The organism is Amycolatopsis sp. CA-128772, from assembly GCF_002904295.1.
Classification (GTDB): domain Bacteria; phylum Actinomycetota; class Actinomycetes; order Mycobacteriales; family Pseudonocardiaceae; genus Amycolatopsis.
In genome coordinates this window covers 131,995-149,209 of the sequence record NZ_PPHG01000091.1, presented here as the reverse complement: position 1 = coordinate 149,209, position 17,215 = coordinate 131,995, and the positions used below count along the sequence as shown (strand labels likewise).

Sequence of the window (17,215 nt, the reverse complement as noted above, 5' to 3'; positions counted from 1 at the left end):
CTGTCGACCACATCACCATAAGGCGACGCACCGACACAATCAGCACACCCACAGCAAGCTCACAGCCGCTAACATCCCCTACTCGGGAGTAACACCGGGCGGGCGGGAGGGCCGATGAAGCGGTTCGCGGACAAGGTCGTGGTGGTCACCGGAGCGGGTTCGGGCATCGGCCGGGCGCTGGCCTGCGAGTTCGCCCGGCGTGGTGCCCGGGTCGCGCTCTCCGACGTCGTGACCGCGAACGCCGAGGAGACCGCCGAGCTGGCCGGCGGGAACGCCCGCGCGTACACCCTGGACGTCGCCGACCGCGGCGCGGTTCTCGCGCACGCCGAAGAGGTCGCCGGCGAGTACGGCCGCGTCAACGTCGTCGTGAACAACGCGGGCGTGGCGCTCGGCGCGACCGTCGAGGAAATGTCGTTCGAGGACTACGACTGGCTGATGGGCGTCAACCTCGGCGGCGTCGTGAACGGCACGAAGGCGTTCCTGCCGCACCTGATCGCCTCCGGCGACGGGCACCTGGTCAACATTTCCAGCGTGTTCGGATTCGTCGGCGTGCCGACGCAGAGCGCGTACAACGCGGCCAAGTTCGCCGTTCGCGGATTCACCGAAGCCCTGCGCGAAGAAATGCTGATCGCGCGGCGCCCGGTCGCGGTGAGCTGCGTGCACCCCGGCGGGATCAAGACCAACATCGTGCGCAACTCGCGCAGCGCCGCCGAAGACCAGGAGAAGGCCGCGCGGGGCTTCGAGCGGGTCGCCCGCACCACACCGGAGAAGGCGGCGCAGACGATCCTGCGCGGGATCGAACGGAAGTCGGCGCGGATCCTGATCGGCCCCGACGCCTACGTCATCGACGCCATTCCGCGGGTGCTCGGCTCGGCCTACCAACGGCCGCTGGCGGCGCTCGCGCGACTCAGGCTGAAGCAGACGGGCGGCTGAGGCTTCACTCAATGGAGTTGCGTTTCGGACATGACCGTCCGAAATGGTCCAGAATGCGTGAGGTCCGCGAGCCCCGTCCCGGAGGTCCCCGATGCTTCGCACCGCACCGCGCAGTGCGACCCGTTCGTCCAGCGACCGCACCGCGGTGGAGCTGCTGGACCGCACGGGCATCGTCGCGGCGAGCCTGCCCCGGCGCCGCCGCACCGACGACGAAACCCCGGCCGCCGAACCGATCTACACCCGGCCGCCGGTGTGCGACCAGGACCTGCGCCCGAAGTCGGTGGTGATCCGGCGGCGAACCCGGACCTGGCTCGGCGGCGGCGCCGCCGTGCTGCTCGTCGCGGCCGGGTGGCTGGGTGGCGGCCTGTTCACCGGCGGCCTGTTCGCCCCGGCGCCGGACGGTGACGCGGCCGCGCTCGACACGCGCCCGGCCGTCGCCGCGGCGCCCGCGCCGGAGCCGCCCGCCCCGCAGGCGCCGGTCGTCGTCACGCCGGCGCCGAAGACCGTGTTCGTGCCGGTGCCCGCGAAGCCGGCGCCGAAGCAGCAGGTGCAGGCGCAGGCGCAGGCGCAGGCGAAACCGCAGCCGAAGAAGCCGGCGCCGGACGACGAGAACGAGGCCCGGGTCGACCTGCCGACGTCGTCGACGCCGCCGCCCACCACCAACCCGATCCAGTCCTGGGTCGACGTGGCCGAGAGCATGATGCAGCGCTACGGCGGCCGCTGAGCTCAGGCCCCGGACCAGCGGTATTCGTGCTCCGGGCGGCCGGTCGCGCCGTAGCGCAGCCGCATCTGGACCGTCCCCGACTCCGCCAGCGCGGTGAGGTACCGCTGCGCCGTCGCCCGCGCCATGCCCAGCTCGGCGGCGACCTCCGCGGCCGACAGCGGCCGCCCGGCGCGTCGCAGCTGCTCCGAAACCAGCCGTGACGTCGCCGTCGACTGGCCCTTCGGCGCGGACGTGCGGTCCTGGTCGTGCAGCACGCGGTACGCGCGGTCGACGTCGTCCTGGGCCAGCGCCCGGTCGTCGGCGAGCAGGCCGCGGAAGCGCGCGTACGACGTCAGCCGTTCCGCGAGCTGCCGGGTGGTGAACGGCTTGATCAGGTAGTTGAGCGCGCCGGCCCGGATGGCCGCGGCGACCGACGCGCTGTCGGTCGCCGCGGACAGCACGATCGTGTCGGTCTGCAGCTCCGGGAGCACCGCCAGACCGGACTCGTCGGGCAGGTAGACGTCGAGCAGGACGAGGTCGGGCGCGAGCTCGCGGACGCGGGCGCGGGCCTCGGCGGCGGTGTGCGCGGTGCCGACCACCGCGAACCCGGCCACCTCCTCGACGAACCCGGCGTGCACGCCGGCGACCCGGAAGTCGTCGTCGACGATCAGCGTGCGGATCATCGGTCCTCCGTCAGCATTCCGGGCAGTTTGGCGACGAACAGCGCACCCGCCTCGCCTTCGCCGGGGTCGGCGAGCCAGACGTCGCCGCCGCGGGCGCGGGCGGCCTGCCGGGCGAGCGCCAGGCCCAGGCCGTGGCCGGGGGCGATCTTCGTCGAGACGCCTTCGTCGAACAACGTCCGCCGCAGGTCCGCGGGCACGCCGGGGCCACTGTCCACAACGGACACGTGCAGGGTGCCGTCCTCGGCGAGCAGGCCGACTTCGACGGTCGCCGGCCGCCGCGGGCCCATCCGCGCGGCGTGCAGCGCGTTGTCGACGAGGTTGCCGATCACGGTGTTCGCGGCGATCGGGTCGGTCACCGTCGAGGGCACCCAGCTGTCCTCGGCGAGCTTGAGGGAGAGGCCCTTTTCCTGCGCCTGCTCGGTTTTCGCGACGAGCAGCGCCTGCAGGTACGGGTCGGCGACCGCGTCGCCGAGCTCGCTCGGCCGCGCCGACGACGAGTCCGTCAGCGTCTGCAGGTACTCGACGGCTTCGGTGTGGTGGCCGAGCTGGAGCAGCCCGTAGAGCGTGTGAAGGCGGTTGGCGAACTCGTGGCGCTGGGCGCGCAGGCCGTCGGAGAGCGCGCGGATGCCGTCGAGCTCGCGGGTGAGCGTGTCGAGGTCGGTGCGGTCGCGGAAGGTGAGCACGGTGCCGATGTCCCGGTCGTCCAGCCGGACCGCGCGCGAGTTGATCACCAGCACCCGGTTCCCGGCCACGGCGAGGAGGTTGTCGACCGGCCGGCCTTCGGCGACCGCCTTGTGCAGCCGTGGGCTCAGCTCGAGTTCGGACATCGTCGCGCCGATCGGGAGTTCGGTGCCGAGCAGGCGCTCGGCTTCGGTGTTGCGCACCGAGACGCGCTTCGCGTCGTCGACGGCCAGCACGCCTTCGCCGATCCCGTGCAGCACGGCTTCGCGTTCGTAGAGCAGCTCGGTGAGCTCGTGCGGTTCAAGGCCGTGCGTGACGCGCCGCAGCCGCCGGTTCAGCAGCGCCGACGCGCCCGCGCCGAGTAGCAGCGCGCCGCCGGCGAACAGCAGCGTGATCGTCAGCAGGCGGTTGAAGTCGCCGGTCGGGTCGCCGACCTCGAAGCCGACGCTGACTTCGCCGACCACGTGCCGCCCCTGCCAGATCGGGGTCTTGCTGCGGACGGACAACCCGAGCGTGCCGCTCTGCACGGCGCTGACCTCGTCCCCGCCGGCGAGGGCCACGTCCGGCGGGGTGCTGACCGGCTTCCCGATTTCGCCCGGTGTCGGGTGCGCGAGCCGGATGCCCTTGTCGTCGGTGACTACGACGAACAACGCATCGTTGGCCTTCGTGACGGCGAGCACGCGTTCCTCGAGCGGTCCGCCGGGGAGCTTCGCGGCCGCGTTCGCGACGACGACCGGGTCGGCGGCGACGGACTTCGCGATGGCCAGCGCGCGGCGGCCGTACTGGTCGGTGAGGGTGCGCGAGAGGAGCACGCTCACCAGCGCGACGCCGACGCCGACGACGAGCAGCACCACGCCGATCTGCAGCAGCAGCACCTGCCGGCTGAACCGCATGCGCGGGAAGAGCGCCCACTTTGGCATGGCTCGGAACCATACCCCCTGGTCAGCGGGGTGCGCTAAATGAGCAAAACATGCATAACGCGCACTTGTGACGCAGAACGTCGACAAGCTTCACCTCGGCGCCACACGAACTTAACGTCCTTCCCCAACGTGACCCCCACCACGTGATGACGAAGGAGTCACCCCCTCATGGTTCCCCCACTGATCGAACTCACCGGAGCCACCAAACGGTTCCCGAGCGGGTCCGGTTCCGTGCACACGGCCGTCCGCGACCTGACCATGACCGTGCAGCCGGGCGAGTTCGTCGCCGTCGTCGGCCCGACCGGCTGCGGCAAGTCGACGACGCTCTCGCTGGTCTCCGGCCTGCAGCCGCCGTCCGCCGGCCGGGTGCGGGTGAACGGCGAGGACGTGAAGTCCATTCCGGACGGTGTCGGCTACATGTTCCAGACCGACGCGGTGATGCCGTGGCGCTCGGTGCTCGACAACGTCGCCTCCGGCCCGCGGTTCCGCGGGGTGCCGAAGGCCGAGGCCCGCGCGCAGGCCGTCGACTGGATCGCCCGCGTGGGGCTCGCGGGGTTCGAGAAGTACTACCCGCACCAGCTTTCCGGCGGCATGCGCAAGCGCGTCGCGTTGGCCCAGACCCTCGTCACCAAGCCGAAGATCCTGCTGATGGACGAGCCGTTCTCGGCGCTGGACGTGCAGACGCGGGCGCTGATGCAGGACGAGCTGCTGCGGCTGTGGTCCGGTTCGGGGGCCGCGGTGATCTTCGTGACGCACGACCTCGACGAGGCCATCGCGCTGTCGGACAAGGTCGTCGTGCTGACGACGTCGCCGGCCACCGTGAAGGACGTCTTCGAGATCCCGCTGGAGCGGCCGCGGAAGGTGGAGGACCTGCGGCTCACCGAAGAATTCCGCCGGCTCTACGCGGACATCTGGGAATCATTGCGCAGCGAGGTCGACAAGGCCCGTGAGAAGGGAGCGAACCGTGTCGCTTGAGACCCCCGCGGCGCCGGCCGCGTCCCTCCCGGTCCTGGAGACCGAGCAGGACATCCTCACCCGCGCGAAGCGGGCGTCGTCGCGGCGCAAGCGCAACACCTGGCTGCTGCGGCTGGCCCTGGTCGTCGTGTGGCTCGGCAGCTGGGAGCTGACCGCGACCTACTGGATCGACCCGTTCTTCTACTCGAAGCCGTCCCGGATCTGGCAGCGGCTGGTCGAGTGGGTCACCAGCGGCACCGACTTCGGCTCGCTCTGGTACCAGCTGTGGGTCACCGTCGAGGAAGCACTGGTCGGCTTCGCGATCGGCGCCGTGGCCGGCGTCATCTTCGGCGTGATCCTGGGCCGCAGCCAGTACCTGGCCGACGTGCTCGCGCCGTTCATCAAGGCCGCCAACGCGGTCCCGCGCATCGTGCTCGCGTCGCTGTTCGTCATCTGGTTCGGGCTCGGGCTGGCGTCGAAGGTCGCCACCGTCGTCGTGCTGGTGTTCTTCGTGGTGTTCTTCAACGCCTTCACCGGCGCCCGCGAGGTGGACCGCAACCTGATCGACAACGCGCGCATCCTCGGCGCGGGCCGGATGCAGGTGATCAAGGCGATCGTGCTGCCGAGCGCGACTTCCTGGATCCTCTCCTCGCTGCACACCGCGTTCGGCTTCGCGCTGATCGGCGCGGTCGTCGGCGAGTACGCCGGGTCCAAGGCCGGCATCGGCTTCCTGATCTCGAACGCGCAGGGCACGTTCGACTCCGCGGGTATCTACGCCGCGATGATCATCATCACCGTCGTCGCCCTCCTGGCCGAGTGGGGCATCGGGAACCTCGAGAACCGGCTGCTGCGGTGGCGGCCCTCTATGTCCACCTCCGGCCAGACCGTCATCTGAGTCATCGGAAAGGAACGAATCGATGAGGATTCGCCGAATCGCCGGCGCGCTCACCGCGCTGACCGTGGTGGCGGCGCTGACCACCGCGTGCCAGGACTCCCGCGTCGCCGCGACGGGCGAGGGGGGCAAGCCGAAGGTCACGATCATGGTCGGTGGCCTGGAGAAGGTCATCTACCTGCCGGCCATGCTCACCCAGCAGCTCGGCAACTTCGCCGCGCAGGGCATCGACGTCGAGCTGCAGAGCGAGCAGTCGGGCGCCAACGCCGAGACCGCGCTCGTGGCCGGGCAGGTGCAGGGCGTGGTCGGGTTCTACGACCACACGATCGACCTGCAGGCCAAGGACCAGTGCATCAAGAGTGTGGTCCAGCTGGCCAACATCCCGGGTGAGGCCGAGGTCGTCGGCACCGCGCACGCCGACGCGATCAAGAGCTCGGCCGACTTCAAGGGCAAGAAGCTGGGCGTGACGTCGCTCGGGTCGTCCACCGACTTCCTCACGAAGGCGCTGGCGGCCAAGGCGGGCGTGGACGCCGACCAGTACACGCCGGTGAAGGTCGGCGCCGGGCAGACGTTCATCGCGAGCCTGGACAACGGCGGCATCGACGGCGGCATGACGACCGACCCGACGATCGCGCAGCTGACCAACACGGGCAAGGCGAAGGTGCTGTACGACCTGCGCACGGTGGAGGGCACGAAAGCTGCGCTGGGCGGGCTGTACCCGGCGTCGTCGCTGTACATGAGCTGCGACTTCGTGGACCGGAACAAGGACGCGGTGCAGAAGCTGGCCAACGCGTTCGTGGCCACGCTGAAGTGGATCGGGCAGCACAGCCCGGAGGAGATCGCGGCGAAGATGCCGCCGTCCTACAGCGGTGGCGACAAGGCGCTGTACATCAAGTCCATCAAGGACAGCATCGGGATGTTCAACGGCGACGGCAAGATGGACGCCGACGGCGCGAAGAACGTGCTCGAAGTGCTTTCGAGCTTTTCGAAGAACGTGAAGCCGAAGAAGGATTCGATCGACCTGTCGAAGACGTACACGACCGAGTTCGTCGACGCGGCCGCGAAGCAGGGCTAGAGCCCCGCTCACCTCACCGGGGCGGTAGGTGAGCGATATCGACCCGTAAAGGCCTCTTTCCCCCGCGGAGGCCTTTACGGGTCTTTTCGGGCAATGCGAAGACCATTCGAAAGTAGCTACCTTCTTTTTCGGCTGGCTCCAACACTTGGGGAACGGCTTTCCCGGTCCCCATCGGTGAACGGAGTCCCGCATGTCCAGAATCCTTTCGTCCCGCGCGGTCCGCGTCCTCACGGCCGCCGCCGCGGCCGCCGCCGGCCTGGCGGTTTCCGGCACCGCGCACGCCGCGGTCGAGTACGGCTCGCACGCTTTTGAAGGGCACAGCCACGGTCACCAGTTCGCGGGCGGCAACTGGGGTGGCTACGTGAGTTTCGGCAGCTTCACCACGGCGACGGCGAGCTGGACCGAGCCGTCGGTGACGTGCAACTCGACCAACGACCTGTTCGCACCCTGGGTGGGCATCGACGGCGACGGATCGTCCACAGTGGAGCAGACGGGCGTGGAGACGGACTGCTCCAGCGGCCGCCCGGTGTATTCGGCCTGGTACGAGATGTACCCGGCGGCCCCGGTGTACTACAGCGTGCCGGTCAGCGCGGGCGACCACATCACGGCCACGGTGACCCGCACGGCGACCAACACCTACCGCCTCGACCTGTCGGACACGACCAAGGGCTGGTCCAAGTCGACGACGAAGTCCCTGACCTCGAGGCACGCCTCGGCCGAAGCGATCATCGAGTCCCCGACGGACTCGTACCCGTCGATCTCCGGCGGGGTCAAGTTCACCGGCGTCAAGTTCAACGGCACCAACCTGGCGTCGACGAACCCATCGGGTCTGGATGCCGACGACCGCGGGTCCTACACGTGGATCCCGGGCGCCATCGGCTCGGACGGCCAGAGCTTCACCATCTCGCGCCACTGAGCAACCTGGCGCCTCCGGCTCGGCCGGGGGCGCCGGGTCTTCGGCAGCCGCACGGTGACCTTGGTGTTCACCTCGGCCCGCACCTGGACCTCGAGCGCGAAATCGTCCCCGTAGAGGTGAGCCAGCCGCCTGCCCAGCGCCGGCAGGCCGGCCAACCCGAGGTAACCGCTCCGGCGGAGTTCCCACCACTCCTTGTCCGGGGTGAACCGGGGAATGTCCTCGTACTCCAGGCGCGGGTCCTCGTGTTCGACGCTGAGGACGATGTCCGGGCCGCCGTCGGCGACGCAAACCGCCAGGCACGGGCCGGGCGCGAACTGCACAGCTCGCTCCACCAGCGGCTGCAGGCACAGGAACGGCACCTCGAGGGGCAGCACCTCGGGGGCGATGTCCACGACCACCTTCAGCCGGTCACCGAGCAGTTCGCGGGCGAGCACGAGGTACTGGTCGACGCACCGCACCTCGTTGGCCAGTTCGGTGAATTCGCCGTACTGCCGGGAGCGGTAGCGGAGGAAGTCGGCGAACTCGCGCAGCAGCTCGGTCGCCGCTTCGGGATCCGTCCTCGTCAACGCGCCCAGCGTGGTGAGCGACTGGGAGACGAACGTCGCCGGGATCGGATCCGGTAGGACGAAAAGGGGCGGCTCGTCGTCGGACGAATCGAACCGGTCCCATTCCCCGAGGCTCAGCTGGTCGGAGACCATGCCGGCCACCGCGCGCAGCACCGCGTCGCGGGCCGGGGACCGGTTCGCCGAGTAGACGACCAGCGCCGCCCGGATCTCCTCGTCGACCTTCAGGGGCAAGGTCGTCGCGTACCGGGCCGGGCAGGAGGCGATCCCGCAGGAGATCCCCTGCGGACCGGCGGGCCCCGGCACGCCGGTCGCGAGCGTGGCCGCCGCGAGCGACGCAGCCTGGTCGAAGTGTTCCCCGTCGACCGCGCCGTCCGACGCGATGGTGCCCTCGTTGCCGACGATGGCCACGGCAGGCACGTCGAGCAACGCTCGCAACCCGGCCGCGCTCTCGGTGCCGAGGCCACGCCGGAACTCCGCGACGACCGGCAGGAAGGCGAAGATCTGCGCACGGACGGTCTCGGCGATCTCGCGACGACGACGCACCAGCGCGGCGCGCCACGCGGGCAAGAAGAACAAGGCGGTCAAGAGCCAGAAGCACGTCGCGACACCCGTGAGGTCGGCCACGTCAGAGGTGCTCCGGCCGCCGTCGCGAGTGAACCAGCAGCCGGCGCGCCTCGCGGCGGTACTCCGCGCCGACGGCCAAGCTGCGGCCCGCGGCCTGCACGGTCATATCCCGGCCGGTGAGCCGGACGTTCTCGACGTGCTCGACGGCCACCCAGCGCCACTCGTCAATGCGGACGAAACCGGACGTGGCCCAGTCGGCGGTCAACACCGCCGCCGGCACCCGGACCGAGAACTCGCCCGACGCGGTGGTCAGCCGCGCGCGGTCGCCGTCCAGTTCGGCCATTCGCACCTCGGAGAGGCGGAGGAACGCTTCGACGCCGTCGCGTTCCACGGGGATCAGCGGGTCCCCCGGCGGTTCGCCGTCGTGCGGCGAGGCGCGGTCGAGCAGCTTGCGCACGGTGTCGCCGAGCCGTTCTTTCCGCACCGGCTTCACGAGGTAGTCGACGGCCTCGAGTTCGAAGGCCTCGATCGCGTGCTTTTCCCACGCGGTGACGAACACCAACCCGGGCGGTTCGGCGAACCGGGTGATCAGCCAGGCCAGGTCGAGGCCGTTGAGCCCGGGCATTTCGATGTCCAGGAACACGGCGTCCAGCCGCTCCTTCTGCCGCAGGACCTGGGTGATGTACCGCGCCGCCGTGACCGCGTCCGAGGCGCTGTCCACCTTCCCGACGCGGGAGTCCTGACGCAGCAGGTGGACGATCTCCGCCAGCGCGTGGGCCTCGTCGTCGACCGCGAGCACGGTCAGCCGCCCGGCCTTGGGGTCCGGTGGCGGCGGTCCGCCGTTGTGCATCGCCGAATGGACGATGAGGTCGCGTCCTACGTTGCCCACCTGAACCGCGGTGTGGAGGTCGCCCTCCACGTGGTTGACCACATCGTTGTTCTTGTCGGTCATGCGCCCCTCGGTCGGTCAGGGGTTCAAGGGTCGCCGACGTCCCGAGTGGAGTCAATTGTCAAGAACTGGACAATTACTCCAGGTTGTTGATCGCCCAGGCGACGACCATCACCGCCAGCACCAGGGACACGACCGCCTGCAGCATCATCGTCAGCTTGGCCCAGATCCGCAGGGGCATGACGTCGGTGGGGCTGAACGCGGCGGCGTTGGTGAACGAGAAGTACAAGTAGTCCAAATAGGACGGTTCCCAGTCCTGGTGCGCCAGGCCCGGGTCGGCCATCTGCGGGAACTGCAGGTCCGGGTACGCCGCCTTTCCCGCCGCCCGGCGGCCCGGGCCGCCGCGGTCGAACTCCCAGTACCACAGGGAAAACGCCACGATGTTCGTCCAGTAGACGACGCCGCCCGTCACCAGTACCGCTCCCGCGCGGTCGCCGATCGTGCCTGTGGCGATGTCGTACACGAGGGACACCGCCGAAAGCGCGTTCACCGCTGTCACGGTGGCCACGAGCAGCAGGGAGATCACCCGCTCGGCCGCGCTGAACTGGGTCATCCGGCCCGGGTTGGCCAGCAGGAGCGCGACCACGAGCAACCCGGACACCGACGGCAGCAGCCACCACGGGTTCAGGGCCATGTCGTCGGGCAGGACGACCTGCAGCACGAGCGTGGCGACCACGACCGCCATCGCCGGCCAGCGGGTTTCGCCGGAGGTTCGCCGGCGCCAAGCGGGGAGGGCCTCTTCGGTCACCGGCTCACGTTAGGTCGCTCCCGGCCGGCGCGCCAACGCTCACCGCGCCCGGCAGTTTGCGGGCCACGTCCGTCCGCGAGCGCGCGCCCAGCTTCCGCAGCACCTTCGCCACGTGCTGCTCGACCGTCCGCGGCGACAGGAACAACCCGTCCGCTATCTCCCGGTTCGTCCGGCCCTCCGCGAGCATCCGCGCCACCTCGCGCTCCCGTGGCGACAGCTCGCTCCCGTACCCACGCCGTCCGCGTTGCGAAGGCGCCCAAGCGCCGTGCTCGCGGAGCTGGTGACGGCACCGGCCGGCGTCGCGGGTCGCGCCGAGCTGTTCGTACGCCTCCGCCGCCGCGGTCAGCTCGTCGACGGCGGTGCGGTTCCCCGCGGCGAGGCGGCACATCGACGCGCGCTCGCGCATGGCCGTCGCCGGGTAGGGCATCGGCAGGGCCGCGTAGCCGGACGCCGCTTCGTCGTACAGGCTCGCCGCGGCCAGGTGCTTGCCGCGCGCCTCCAGCAGCACCGCCCGGCCGGCCACCAGCGCGGCCGTCGCCACCGGCGCGTCCCGGCCTTCGATGCCGCGGGCGAACGCCTCGACCACGTTGTCGGCCTCCGGCCAGCGGCCGGCCCGCGCGTACGCCTGGGCCGCCGCCGGGACCAGCGCCGCCGCCCAGATCCAGACGCCCTTGCGGCCGGCCGCGGCCACCGCGGTGTCGGCCGCCGCGCAGGCGCCGTCGACGTCGTCGGTCGCGAGCAGCACGGAGATCAGCACCCCGGCCGCCGACAGCACCACCGGGATCGGGCCGCGGTCCGGCGCGTGCACGCTCGCCGCGGCCAGGTGCCGCTGCGCCGCGGCGAACTCGCCGCGGACGGCCGCGAGCCCGCCGAGCACCAGCGAGGACTCCATGACGATCGGGCCGAGCTCCGGGTAGCTGTCCCGCAGCTGCTCGGCGGCTTCGGCGAGGCCGGTCCAGCGCCCGCGCACCCAGTCCAGCCGGACGCGGGTGCCCTGGATCAGGCCGATCGCGTACAGCGCGCCGGCGTCGGTCGCGCGTCGCACGCCCTCGGTCACCAGCCGCTCGGCGCGGTCGAGGTGCCCGGCCCACGACTGCCCGTCGGCCAGGTTGCACCACAGCCGGGCCAGCTGGACGCGCTCGGCGACCGTGCCGACCGTGTCCGAGAGCGCCTCGAACTCCGCCCACGCCGAGCCGTCGCCGACGTGCGACGCGGCGGCGATGCGGTCGGCGGTCAGTGCGAGCCGCAGCTCGGGGTCGTCGAGCCGCTCGTACACCTCGCCCGCGCGGGCGCGCCAGGTTTCGTGCCACGACAACGGCGTCAGCCCGTCGATCGGCTGGGCGAGCAGCGTGATCCCGCGCGCGGCGAGGTCGGGCCGGTCGGTCAGCTCGCCGACCGCCCGCTCGACCTCCAGGCGGCCGCGGCCGAGCCCGCCGATGGTCCGGACCAGCAGCATGCCGAGGCTCAGCCGGATCGATCCGCGGACCGACGGCGGCAGCGTCACCTCCTCCAGCACGCGCGCCAGCGTGCCGAGCACGTCGGGGCGGAACCCCCGCAGCGCGACCTGGCTCAGCTTGCCCGCGACCCGCCCGATGTCGGCCTGGGTGGGGCCGGGTTCGGCCAGCACCGACTGCAGGAGGTCGATCGCGCGGGACGTTTCGCCCCGGGTGATCGCCTCGTCGGCGGCGGCTTCGGCGTAGTGGCGCCACTGGTCGACGCGCCCGGCCGCGCGCGAGTGCCGGGCCAGCAGGGTGAGCGGCGGGGACGGCTGCGCGGCGAGCACGCGGATCGCCTGCGCGTGCAGCAACGCGCGTTCGGGTCCGCTCACCGTGTCGTAGACCGCCTTGCGCGCCAGCGGGTGCCGGAAGCCGTACCGGCCGTCGCCGACTTCGCCGAGCACGCCGCCGGCAAGGGCGGCGAGCAGCGCCGTGCGGAGGGCGTCGTCGGTGAGCCCGGCCAGTTCGCCGAGCACGGCGGCTTCGGCGGCGACCCCGAGCACGGCAGCCGCGCCGGCCAGCCGCACCGCCGGCCCCGGCAGCGCGGCCAGCCGTTCGGTGACGGCTTCCCGCAGCAGCACCGGGACTTCGAGGTTCTCCAGCAACCGGTCGGAGAGCACCTCGCCGACCGGGAGCCGGTCGGCCGCTTCCTTCAGCGCCCGCAGCGTTTCCTCGGCGACGAACGGGATCCCGGCGGTGCACTCGTGCAGCTTCGCCGCGAATTCGTCGGTGACGCGGGGCAGTTCGAGGATGTCGGCGGCGAGCTTGCGCACGGCCGCGACGTCGAGCGCGCCGAGCGCGACCCGGGCGGAGTGCACGGCCGGGTCGGTCCGGAACGGGGCACCGAGCGGGCCGGGCCGGACGTCGGTCGCCGAGCGGTAGGTGGCGACCACCGCGAGCTCCGGCGGCATCGTCCCGGCCAGGAACCGCATGAGGTCACGGGTGTCCTCGTCGGCCCACTGCAGGTCGTCGATCAGCACGAGCGTGGGCCCGCACGCGGCCAGCAGCTCCCGCACCGCCCGGAACACGCGGTGCCGCTCGGCGACCGGGTCCGCGAGGGGTTCCGGCCGGGGAGGAAGCGCTTCCGCGAGTTCCGGCAGCAACGGCCGCAGCACGCCGGCGACCGGGCTGAGCGGCCCGAGCGGCGCGTCGCCCACCGCGCGAAGCGCTTCCAGGACGGGCCCGTAGGGAAAGGGTTCCCGCAGCGGCTGGCAGGCACCGGTGAGGACGCGGCCGCCGTCGAACTCCCGGCGCCGGCCGATCTCCGCGAGCAGCCGGGTACGGCCCATCCCCGGCTCGCCCTCGATGAGGACGGCGGCCGGGCGCCTCTTGAGCACGGCGACGATGGCGTCGAGCTCGGCGTCGCGGCCGGTCAGCCGGGCGGGTCCGGACCGGACGGACACCGAAGTGGGGCGGGGGGCGGCCAGCCACATATGACCTCCTCGACGCACACCTGTTACCACTTGGGGGTCCAGGGGGCTTGCCCCCCGGCTGGGGTCTGGGGCTCGGCCCCGGAAGGCAGAGCCGTGCGCGGGAGCCTAAGCAGCGCTGATCCGTCCGTAAACCGTTCACCGAATACGTGGTCGCTGCGGTCGTCACACGTCCGCCTACCCACCGTCACCGGTTTGCTGCGGGAACCGGGGGGATCGGGTCACCCAGCGTGCGAAAGCCGGGCCGATCGCACGTTCGAACGTCGCTTAACGCGTTCGTGTACAGAACATGGCTACTGAAAGTAGTTCACGGAAACCCTACTTACGGACCTGTCCGACCGGGTGACGCGCGGCGGTTGAGCCCGGCTGGAGCAGGGGATTCGTCCTCGGTGAATGCGTATACCCATTCGCCGGGCGCCCGGATTGCACCGTAACGCCCACTGCGGGGACGCTCACCCGGGGGAGTACCACTGCGTGGCCGATGCGGAGCCGCGCGTAACCACCTAGGGAGAAGCATGAAGATCGCGAGACTTCTCGGTGCCGCTGCGACCGCGGTGATGGCGACGGGCGCGCTGGCCGCGACCGCCGTTCCCGCGTCGGGCCAGGACCTGCTGAACCCCGACATGGTGCCCGCCATGCAGCGGGACCTCGGCCTGACCCACGACCAGGCGATCTCGCGGCTCAAGAGCGAGGACGTCGCGAACAAGGTCACCGAATCGCTCACCGCGGCGCTCGGCGACGCGTACGGCGGCGCCACCTACAACGCCGCCACGGGCAGGGCGCACGTCACGACGACGAACGCGGCCCTGGTCGCCAAGATCCGCGAATCCGGTGCGGAAGCGGAAGTCGTGAAGTTCAGCGCGCGTCAGCTCAACTCCACTGTGGACCGGCTGAACGCCGCCGACAAGGCCGCGCCCGCCGCGATCACCGGCTGGGGCGTCGACGACGTCACCAACCGCGTCACCCTGGACGTGCTGCAGGGCCAGCGGGCCGCCGCGGACGCGTTCCTCGTCAAGTCCGGTGTGGACAAGGCCGCGGTGACGGTCCGCGAAACGGCGTCGGCGCCGACCACCTACGCCAACATCCGCGGCGGCGACGCCTACTACATCGGCGGCTCGTCGCGCTGCTCGGTCGGCTTCGCGACCACGACCGGCTTCGTCACCGCCGGCCACTGCGGCGCCCTCACCGGCGGCGGCTCGCTGACCGGGTCCAACGGGGCCGCGCTCGGCAGCTGGATCACCTACCGCTTCCCGGGTGTCGACTACGCGGCGGTCCGGACCAACAGCAGCTGGACCCCGGTCGCGCAGATGAACAACGGCACCGCGGTCCGCGGCCAGTCGAACGCGGCGACCGGCAGCTCGGTCTGCAAGGCCGGCTCGACCACCGGCTGGACCTGCGGCACCATCGGCGCCAAGAACCAGAGCGTCCGCTACTCCGAGGGCACGGTCAACGGCATGACCGCGACCAACGTCCGCTCGGCCGCGGGTGACTCGGGCGGCGGCTTCATCGCCGGCAACTACGCGCAGGGGATCCTGTCCGGCGGCAACACGTCCGTGACGTACTTCTACCCGATCGCCGGCGCGCTCTCCGGCACCGGTACCACCCTCAAGACCAGCTGAAGTTCGTCGTAGGAACAGCGAAAGGGCGGGTTTCGGGCGCCTCCAGCGCGCCCGAAACCCGCCCTTCTTCCTCGCCGCGGGAATGGGAGGTTCGCGGGTCAGACGTTGCTGATTTCCTCGATCAGCCCGTCGACGTCGAAGTGCGCGCTCTCTTCGCCGAGCGGCACGAGTTCGGTGGACGCGTCGAGGAACGTCCGGACGTCCTCGACTTCGAGCTCGAACGACGCATAGCCGTCCGGTGACTCGATTTCCAGGGTGAGAAAGTCTTCGTCGTCGGAGAGGTCCGGGCGGATCCGGACGTCCCCGAGCCCGGCCGGCTCGTCGAGCCCGGCCACGAGCAGGTCACGCGCGAAGGTCCACTCGATCCACCGGCCGCGTTCGGTCCGGAAGGCCACGGTGACCGCGAAGGGCTCGTGCGAGTGGTAGGACAGGCGCGACAGGACGGGCGTGGTGCTCTCGTTCAGCAGCACGAACTGGCTCTGGTGTACGGCGTCGGTGTGCACGGCCCCTCCTGGAGTCTCGCGGTGGTTCGCGCGGCGCGAACTGTTCGGCAAGGAGATGACCAGGGCTTACGGTCATGACGGAGAAACTCTCACGTTCACTTGATCGGTTGCATCCGTCCATTGTGGTGTAACACCCGGCACATACCCCTTGCGCTCAGGCGGCCACGGCTGGTGACGGTTCGCGCAGGGCGGCCGGCAGCTTCTTCCGCAGTACGAGCAGCGCGGGAACAGCGGATGCGCAGGTCAGGGCCAGGATCGACCAGGTCAGGGCGTTGCTGGTGCTGAGCAGGGTGGCCAGCAGGCCCGGCGCGAGGGCGATGGGCAGGCCCCAGGACAGCTGGAAGATCGAGCTGGCCCGCCCTTCGGCCCCCGGCGGCGCGGCCGCGGCGGCCGCGGCGGTGGCGGTCGGGCCGAAGAGCGCCTCCGCGACCGAGAAGCCGAGGCTGGTCAGCAGGATCAGCACGGTGGCCACCGGCAGCGGGACGGCCGTCAGCGGCACGAGCAGCGCAAAGCAGACCGAGAACAGCACGGCGGCCCCGATGAGCCCGCTGGTCCGGCTCCGCCCGGCGAGCAGCGCGACGATCGGCCGCTGCGCGCCGACGACGACCACGGTCCCGGCGGTGATCGCGGTCCCGGCGATCCACTGTGGACCATGCAGCAAATCCCGCACGACGATCGGCAGCACGGAGAACTTGCTGGCGCTGGCCAGGGTGAACGCCATGTGGGTGACGCAGAACCCGGTGAAGGCCCGATCGCTCAGGACGGCCCGCCAGGTGCCGGGGCGTGCTGCCGGTGGGGTGGGGGCCGGCTCGGCGGCGGGGGTCACGCCGGTGAGGGCGGCTTCCGCTGGTCCCGTATGAGCCGCGGCCGCCGAAGCCGCAGGACCTGGAGCTGCCGGAGCCGCAGGGGCCGCGCCCGCCGGAGTCCCGCCCGTCGTGCCCGCCTGACCCGCCGAAGCCGCCCCCGCCGAGCGCGCCCGCGCCGCAGCCCCGCGCTCACCGCCTTCCGCCGGATCACCCGCCCCGCCACGGTCTGCCACGACCGTCGGGAGCAGGCGGATCAGCACCGCCGCCACCCCGAAGCTCGCCGCGTTCACGTACGCCAGCGCGTGGAACGCCCACGGGCTCGTGATCGCCGGCAGCAGGGCCATCGCCGCCGCTCCGAGGCCCGCTCCCGCGAACCGGCCCACCGTCTGCGTCGCCAGCATGCGGTCGGTGTCCGTGCCCATTGTCAGGCGGGCCACCATCGGGGCGTTGCACGTCCAGAACAGCCGGTCGCCGAAGCCGGCCAGTGCCGATACCGCGATCACCGGCCAGCTCGTGTGCACCAGCGGGTACGCCGTGAAGGCGGCGAGGCGCACCAGATTGCCCGCGATGAGCGCCCGCGGCCCGAAGCGGTCCATCGCCGCCCCCGCCGCCGGGCCGGTGACCAGGGCGAGCAGGGCGCCGGTGCTCAGGGACGCGCCCGCGTCGACCAGGCCCATGCCCTGCCCGTGGACCAGGAACAGCAGGGCGAACGGGACCCACAGCCCGCTGCCGAGCGCGTCGATCAGCGTCGCGGCCAGAAAGATCCGAAGCATGCCT

15 protein-coding genes are annotated in these 17,215 nt (G+C 71.4%); 7 read left to right on the top strand and 8 right to left on the bottom strand.

Annotated features, from left to right (window positions below):
* Positions 1 to 114 precede the first annotated feature (114 nt).
* Entirely contained in the window at positions 115 to 933 is an 819-nt protein-coding gene (locus C2L59_RS41260; protein WP_103355016.1) for an SDR family oxidoreductase, read from the top strand.
* A 91-nt stretch (positions 934 to 1,024) separates the two neighbouring features.
* Positions 1,025 to 1,657, top strand: a complete 633-nt coding sequence (locus C2L59_RS41255; protein WP_103355015.1) for a hypothetical protein — start codon at positions 1,025 to 1,027, stop codon at positions 1,655 to 1,657.
* 2 nt (positions 1,658 to 1,659) lie between these two features.
* Here the strand turns inward: C2L59_RS41255 and C2L59_RS41250 are convergent, their stop codons facing one another.
* Both C2L59_RS41250 and C2L59_RS41245 read right to left on the bottom strand, forming a co-directional pair.
* The gene (locus tag C2L59_RS41250) at positions 1,660 to 2,319 is read right to left on the bottom strand and encodes a response regulator (RefSeq protein ID WP_103355014.1); all 660 of its coding nucleotides are present in this window, start codon (positions 2,317 to 2,319) and stop codon (positions 1,660 to 1,662) included.
* Positions 2,316 to 3,893, bottom strand: a complete 1,578-nt coding sequence (locus tag C2L59_RS41245) for a sensor histidine kinase (protein WP_103355013.1) — start codon at positions 3,891 to 3,893, stop codon at positions 2,316 to 2,318. Before C2L59_RS41245 ends, C2L59_RS41250 begins: the two co-directional genes overlap by 4 nt.
* A 195-nt stretch (positions 3,894 to 4,088) precedes the next feature.
* Between C2L59_RS41245 and C2L59_RS41240 the strand changes: the two genes are divergently transcribed.
* The 4 genes from C2L59_RS41240 to C2L59_RS41225 all read left to right on the top strand — a co-directional run bounded on the left by C2L59_RS41240 (position 4,089) and on the right by C2L59_RS41225 (position 7,757).
* Positions 4,089 to 4,895 (top strand): ABC transporter ATP-binding protein, encoded by an 807-nt coding sequence (locus C2L59_RS41240; protein WP_103355012.1) that lies wholly within the window; start codon positions 4,089 to 4,091, stop codon positions 4,893 to 4,895.
* Complete coding sequence (locus C2L59_RS41235; protein ID WP_103355011.1) at positions 4,885 to 5,769, top strand: ABC transporter permease; 885 nt, start codon at positions 4,885 to 4,887, stop codon at positions 5,767 to 5,769. The genes C2L59_RS41240 and C2L59_RS41235 overlap by 11 nt, the downstream gene beginning before the upstream one ends.
* A gap of 22 nt (positions 5,770 to 5,791) precedes the next feature.
* On the top strand, positions 5,792 to 6,841 hold the full coding sequence (locus C2L59_RS41230; RefSeq protein ID WP_103355010.1) for an ABC transporter substrate-binding protein: 1,050 nt from the start codon (positions 5,792 to 5,794) through the stop codon (positions 6,839 to 6,841).
* Between the two features lie 190 nt (positions 6,842 to 7,031).
* Positions 7,032 to 7,757 (top strand): G1 family glutamic endopeptidase, encoded by a 726-nt coding sequence (locus C2L59_RS41225; RefSeq protein WP_103355009.1) that lies wholly within the window; start codon positions 7,032 to 7,034, stop codon positions 7,755 to 7,757.
* Here C2L59_RS41225 and C2L59_RS41220 read toward each other — a convergent pair.
* From C2L59_RS41220 to C2L59_RS41205, 4 genes are all read right to left on the bottom strand, one after another.
* Positions 7,694 to 8,947: a sensor histidine kinase gene (locus C2L59_RS41220; RefSeq protein ID WP_103355008.1), complete on the bottom strand. Its 1,254-nt coding sequence runs from the start codon at positions 8,945 to 8,947 to the stop codon at positions 7,694 to 7,696. The two genes, C2L59_RS41225 and C2L59_RS41220, sit on opposite strands and share 64 nt — an antisense overlap.
* Before the next feature lies 1 nt (position 8,948).
* The gene (locus C2L59_RS41215) at positions 8,949 to 9,839 is read right to left on the bottom strand and encodes a LytTR family DNA-binding domain-containing protein (protein ID WP_103355007.1); all 891 of its coding nucleotides are present in this window, start codon (positions 9,837 to 9,839) and stop codon (positions 8,949 to 8,951) included.
* 73 nt (positions 9,840 to 9,912) lie between these two features.
* A complete protein-coding gene (locus C2L59_RS41210; RefSeq protein ID WP_103355034.1) occupies positions 9,913 to 10,521 on the bottom strand; it encodes a DUF1345 domain-containing protein in 609 nt (202 codons plus the stop codon).
* A gap of 67 nt (positions 10,522 to 10,588) precedes the next feature.
* Complete coding sequence (locus C2L59_RS41205; RefSeq protein ID WP_103355006.1) at positions 10,589 to 13,513, bottom strand: AAA family ATPase; 2,925 nt, start codon at positions 13,511 to 13,513, stop codon at positions 10,589 to 10,591.
* A gap of 512 nt (positions 13,514 to 14,025) precedes the next feature.
* On the opposite strand from C2L59_RS41205, the gene C2L59_RS41200 reads away from it, so the two are divergent.
* Positions 14,026 to 15,129, top strand: coding sequence for a S1 family peptidase (locus C2L59_RS41200; RefSeq protein WP_103355005.1), 1,104 nt, complete (start codon positions 14,026 to 14,028; stop codon positions 15,127 to 15,129).
* 98 nt (positions 15,130 to 15,227) lie between these two features.
* Here C2L59_RS41200 and C2L59_RS41195 read toward each other — a convergent pair whose 3' ends face one another.
* The gene (locus C2L59_RS41195; protein WP_103355004.1) at positions 15,228 to 15,632 is read right to left on the bottom strand and encodes an SsgA family sporulation/cell division regulator; all 405 of its coding nucleotides are present in this window, start codon (positions 15,630 to 15,632) and stop codon (positions 15,228 to 15,230) included.
* Between the two features lie 154 nt (positions 15,633 to 15,786).
* A complete protein-coding gene (locus C2L59_RS41190) occupies positions 15,787 to 17,211 on the bottom strand; it encodes an MFS transporter (RefSeq protein ID WP_103355003.1) in 1,425 nt (474 codons plus the stop codon).
* Positions 17,212 to 17,215: the final 4 nt, after the last annotated feature.